At 50.2% G+C, this 5858-nt stretch carries 4 protein-coding genes; 3 read left to right on the forward strand and 1 reads right to left on the reverse strand.

Annotated elements, in window-relative coordinates:
- On the reverse strand, positions 1-260 hold a 260-nt coding region (locus ACO1NT_RS04810), incomplete at its 3' end, for a hypothetical protein (RefSeq protein ID WP_449047280.1).
- 187 nt (positions 261-447) lie between these two features.
- Between ACO1NT_RS04810 and ACO1NT_RS04815 the strand changes: the two genes are divergently transcribed.
- From ACO1NT_RS04815 to ACO1NT_RS04825, 3 genes are all read left to right on the forward strand, one after another.
- Positions 448-3456, forward strand: coding sequence for a TonB-dependent receptor domain-containing protein (locus ACO1NT_RS04815; protein ID WP_449047282.1), 3009 nt, complete (start codon positions 448-450; stop codon positions 3454-3456).
- A 75-nt stretch (positions 3457-3531) separates the two neighbouring features.
- On the forward strand, positions 3532-4464 hold the full coding sequence (locus ACO1NT_RS04820) for an ABC transporter ATP-binding protein (RefSeq protein ID WP_449047284.1): 933 nt from the start codon (positions 3532-3534) through the stop codon (positions 4462-4464).
- Positions 4464-5780, forward strand: coding sequence for an ABC transporter permease (locus ACO1NT_RS04825; protein WP_449047286.1), 1317 nt, complete (start codon positions 4464-4466; stop codon positions 5778-5780). Before ACO1NT_RS04820 ends, ACO1NT_RS04825 begins: the two co-directional genes overlap by 1 nt.
- Positions 5781-5858 lie beyond the last annotated feature (78 nt).

Raw genomic sequence — 5858 nt, forward strand, 5'->3', positions numbered from 1 at the left:
GCGGTGCGTGCGGACGCTACGCGGGAAGAACGCGCCGCCCGGTCCTTCCGTTCGGCCTGCATTTTTTTTGCATTTTCCAAGCTCAGCTCGTATACCGCTCGCTGCTGATCTTTGGATAAGCTGAGTTGTTCCGTCAAACGGTCCGTGCGCATCTGCGCGATTTCTTCGGCACTTTTGGGTGTCCGCCATACACGTTCCTGCGCGAAGGTCGAGAAAGCCATCCCGGAAAGCAAGAATGCAATTAATACTACATTTTTCATGACACGCTCTGTTAGATTGTTATACTTTTTCGCTATCCGTCCCACATAGACGGATGCTGTTTTGGTATGAGTGTTTCCAGCGGCAATAGTTTAATCACCTAAGCTGTTAAAAAATGTTAATCGGTTAATTAAATTCGTGGCGAAATAATTCGTATTATTGTGGGAACCAATTATAAATAAGAATGATATGGCACACCTGATGACCCCCACGCGCTTTGGATGGTACGTCTTACTATTCGCGCTCCATCTGTTTTTCCTTCATGCCGGCGCACAGACGACGGTGTCTGGAACGGTTTCCGATGCGACAGGCCGGCCATTGGTTGGCGTTAGCATTCAGGTAAAAGGCAAAATCATCGGTACGACCACGGATGATGCCGGTCGGTTTACCTTGCGGATTAACGACCAATTGCCCTTTACATTACACATTTCGTCCATTGGTTACGGATCCCAGGAAATTACCGTAAGCGAATCGTCTTCGGCGCTGGCCATCATCCTGCACGAGCAGACCATGATGGCATCGGAAGTCGTCGTATCGGCCTCCCGTATCGAGGAAAGCGTGTTAGAGTCGCCCGTTTCGATTGAAAAACTGAACGTATTGGGCATCCGTGAGAGCCCGCAGCCCAGCTTCTACGATGCACTGCAAAACCTGAAGGGCGTGGAGATGAGCACACAGTCGGTCACGTTCCGATCGGTCAATACAAGGGGATTCAGCGCGAACGGCAATACGCGGCTGGTACAGCTGATGGACGGCATGGACAATCAGGCTCCAGGCCTGAACTTTGCCGTAGGTAATGTGGTGGGAATGTCGGAACTCGATGTGGAAAACGTGGAGCTTCTACCCGGTGCTGCCTCAGCGTTGTATGGTCCCAATGCCATTAACGGACTGCTGTTGATGAATAGTAAATCGCCTTTTACGTACCAAGGCCTGAGCGCCTATGTGAAAACCGGCGTGATGAGCGCCTCCAACCGTACGCAGACCAACACGGCCTTTTATGATGTGGCGGTAAGATTCGCGAAAGCATTCCATGATAAATTTGCTTTTAAAGCCAATATTGCCTACTTAAAGGCCGAAGATTGGCAGGCAACCGACTACCGCGACCAGAGCTTTACCAATAACACCGATCTCGAAGACAATATCGGCAATACCCAAGGCAACCCGACTTATGATGGCGTTAACTGGTATGGCGATGTAGGGGCGAATCTTTACGATATTTTGTATGCCAATGGTATGCCGGGGGATGGTTCCGATGGCTCTTCGGCCGCGTTGGGGGCCATATACACAACACGGATACCACAAATAGGCAACGCCACATTGCCGCAGTTTATCGCTGGCGCTGACCCACTGCAACAGGTGGCTGCCGCGCGTGGTATTTTCCAAAGCATGGTGCCTCCCTATTACCAGGCCGCACCGGGCTATTCCGAACAACAGCTGACGGATTACCCGACAAAAAGTTTGAAGCTCAATGCGTCTTTGCATTATCGGATTAATGATCAGGTAGAAGCCATCCTTCAAGCCAATTGGGGAAACGGCTCTACGGTGTATACTGCCGCTGATCGATATAATATCCAGAATTTTACGCTGGGGCAATACAAAGCCGAACTTAGGGGCGATAATTTCTTTGTGCGGGGGTACACCACACGTGAAAACTCGGGGGATGCGCATGCGCTCGGTGTATTGGGCAGCCTGATGAGCCAAAGGTACTTGCAAACAGCTATTGGTGCCGGGGCGCCAGCTTTTGTCCAAAATGCATATACCCAATATGCGGGGGCATTCTTAACGGCATACCAGCAGGCATCGATGGGAGGCGCTGACCATGCCACGGCATTGGGAATAGCCCAAAACGCCGCAAATGCCCATGCCGGTGCCAATCGTGACGGATGGATGGCCGATGCCATGGCACCCGCATTGGAGACGGCAGACGGCATGTTCCTGCCGGGTGGGTCCGACTTCGATGCGACCATGGCCGATATCAAAACACGGGCGATCCCGGCAGGGGCTAATTTCCTCGACCGTTCGAACATGTACCATGCCGAAGGGATGTTCAATTTCAAGCAGCAAATTGACCCGGCCATCGTAGAACTGATTGCCGGTGCAAACTATCGGGTGTATGACCTTAATTCGGAGGGTACCCTCTTTGCACGCGACGACAACGATCATGAATTCAATATCCGGGAATGGGGTGCATATGTGCAGGCCGGACGCAATTTCAACGATGTTTTCAAGTTGACGGCATCCTTGCGTTACGACAAAAACGAGAATTTCAAGGGGCAGTTCAGTCCCCGTGTATCGGGTGTGCTGACCGTTGCCGACAATCACCATTTCCGCGCCTCCTTCCAACGGGGGTTCCGCATACCCACCACCCAGAACCAATACATCGACCTGCTTACGCCACAGGCGCGGATCATCGGTGGCCTGCCGCTCTTCCGCGAACGCTACAACATGGTGAACAATCCGGTATATGCACTTTCGGATATCCAAAGCGGCAATATAACGCCTTACCAGTTCAAAGACTGGGAGCCCGAAAAGGTGGAGACCTATGAATTGGGTTATAAAAGTGTACTTGACAACCGTTTTTTCATCGACCTCTCCTATTACTACAACCGCTTTCTCTCGTTCGAAGGAGCTGCCGTATTGGTGCAGTTGAAAGATCCGAACGGATCGATGGCAGACCTGGCCGATCCCACGCGCCGCAACGTGTACAGCATGCCGGTGAATGCACCCCAGGTACTTAAAAATTCGGGTTGGGGCATTGGGCTGGACTACGTGATTGGAAAAGGTTACACATTCAGCGGTAACATCACACAGAACGTATTGTTAAACGACGATGAACTGCAGGAGCAGGATCCCGCTTTTGTTACGTTTTTCAACTCACCCAAATACAGGTTCAACCTTGGGTTCTCCAACCGCGACATCAATCGGTCAGGATGGGGCTTTGGACTCACCTTCCGTCACCAAACAAAATTCTTGTGGAACGCAACAATAGGTACACCGGCTGTAAATATCGGCAGACATTCCATGATCCCGGCATATTCAACTTTCGATGCCCAAGTGAGCAAAAAGATCCGCCTGATCAAGTCTATCGTGAAACTGGGGGGTACCAACATTGGTAATAAGCTATACACCACGGGGTGGGGCAATCCATCGGTTGGTGGGCTCTATTATGTTTCCCTATTGTTTGACCAGTTGCTGAATTGACGGCAGACCGGTGCGGCAAAGACTGTAACAATCTCGGCGCATGTGCGTCTTACGTGTAAAACCACAGAACACACGATGCTGGAGATTAAAAATATTGTTAAGCAGTATGCCAACCACCGGGCACTGGACGATGTGTCTACCGTTGTCGAACAGGGTAGCATATTCGGTCTTTTGGGTCCGAACGGAGCGGGCAAAACATCGCTTATCCGAATAATCAACCAAATTACGGCGCCCGATGGCGGAGAGATTTACTTTGATGGCGAGCGGCTGAATCCCGACCACATCGGCCGTATAGGCTACCTTCCGGAGGAGCGTGGGCTGTATAAAAAGATGGAAATTGGCGAACAGATGCTTTACCTTGCGCAGCTAAAAGGGCTTTCGAGGAGCGAGGCGACCGATCGCATTAAACACTGGTTTGAAAAAATGGATATGCAAAGCTGGTGGCACAAGAAAGTAGAGGACCTTAGTAAAGGCATGCAGCAGAAAGTGCAATTTGTAGCGACTGTGGTACATCAGCCCGATTTGATCATCCTCGATGAACCGTTTACGGCGTTCGACCCGGTAAACGCCAGCATCATCAAAGACGAAATCCTGTCACTGAACCGGAACGGGGCGACTATTATTTTTTCTACCCATCGTATGGAGTCCGTTGAAGAGCTGTGCGATACCATCGTGCTCATCAATAAGTCGAAGAAAATCCTCGATGGCCGGGTAAAAGAAATAAAAAATACCTATCGTACCAACACATACCGTGTGGAGTATCTCCATCAAGAAAGGCAACTCACCGACGTTCCCGGCCTATTTACCATCGTCGGTCACGAGGAGACCGGCGATAATACCACATTAACACTACAGATAACCGATGGCAAAACCATCAATGATGTGTTGGTATACCTGATTCCGCTGGTACACATCCACGAACTCAAAGAGGTCATTCCGAGTATCCACGATATCTTTGTACAGCAAGTAACCGCCAAAACCGAGTCGACCCTTAACGTAACGCCATAATGAACAAGATATTACTGATTATCAAACGCGAATACCTGAGCCGGGTGAAGAAGAAGTCTTTTCTATTGGTCACTTTTCTTGTTCCGCTGTTTCTCATCGGAATTTATGCGCTCACTATTTACCTTACTGCTAAGAGTTTCGAGAACAACCAAGCCACCGTGTATATGGTAGATCAAAGCGGTTTGTTTAAAGGGAAGATTGAAAATACAGATGACATTACGTTTGTTGAGGGATCTGGCGATGTGACGGCAGCAAAGGAACGTATACTGACCGATGAGGGGAAAAACTTCCTGTTGGTGATCCCGCCGGATATCACTGCTTCGTCGGAAGTGACACTGTTTTCGAAAGAAACCGCCAGTTTTGGCGTGCAGGGCACGGTAACCGACCAGTTGGAAGAGGTGCTCCGCGACAGGGCTTATGCCGATGCCGGCATAGACCGTGCTACTGTTGAAAGTATCCGTCCAAAGGTACGTGTTTCGGCGAAGGAAATCACGGCGGAAGGTGAGAAAGATAGCAGCGCCGGCGCTGCAATGGGAATAGCCATGTCGTTGTCCATACTGGTATATATCTGCCTTTTCTTATACGGATCGCAAGTGATGCGGGGCATCATTGAAGAGAAAAATAGCCGGATTGTAGAGGTGGTCATCTCGTCTGTCAAACCATTCCAGTTGATGATGGGTAAGATTCTGGGTATTGGATTGGTAGGCCTTACCCAGTTTATCTTGTGGATTGTGCTGTCAACGGCATTGGCGGGTATGGCGGGTACAGGGATGATAGGCGGTGATGGTTTAAAGGCGCAGGTGGAAAACGAACAGCTGGTGAGTGGTCATCCGGTGGCGGGCTCAGAGCTTGGTATGGTCGACAAGGTGACGCATGAGCTGGGCAAAGTCGACTTCCAGACGATTATCACGACGTTCCTGCTCTATTTTTTCGGTGGGTACTTGCTCTACAGCGCGCTATTTGCTGCCGTGGGATCGGCTGTTGACAGTGAAACCGAAACCCAGCAATTCATGCTTCCCATTACGATACCGTTGCTATTCACCTATATCCTTTCGTTCGGTGTGTTGGTCAACGATCCGCATGGCCCGCTGGCGTTTTGGTTGAGTATGATACCGTTCACCTCGCCCATAGCCATGCTGGTACGCGTGCCGTTTGGAGTGCCTGTATGGGAAATCGCCGTATCGTTTGCGCTGCTGGTGGGTGGCTTTATCGTCACCACTTGGGTGGCTGGCCGTATTTACCGCGTGGGTATCTTGATGTACGGCAAGAAAGCCAGTTACAGGGAATTGGTCAAATGGTTCCGTTATAGAGGATGATTTTTTGATTTAATGTGTTAATATGATTGCAAGCCATCCCGTTTTGACGGGATGGCTTGTTTATATGATACCGTGCAA

It is taken from the genome of Parapedobacter sp. (genome assembly GCF_053550995.1).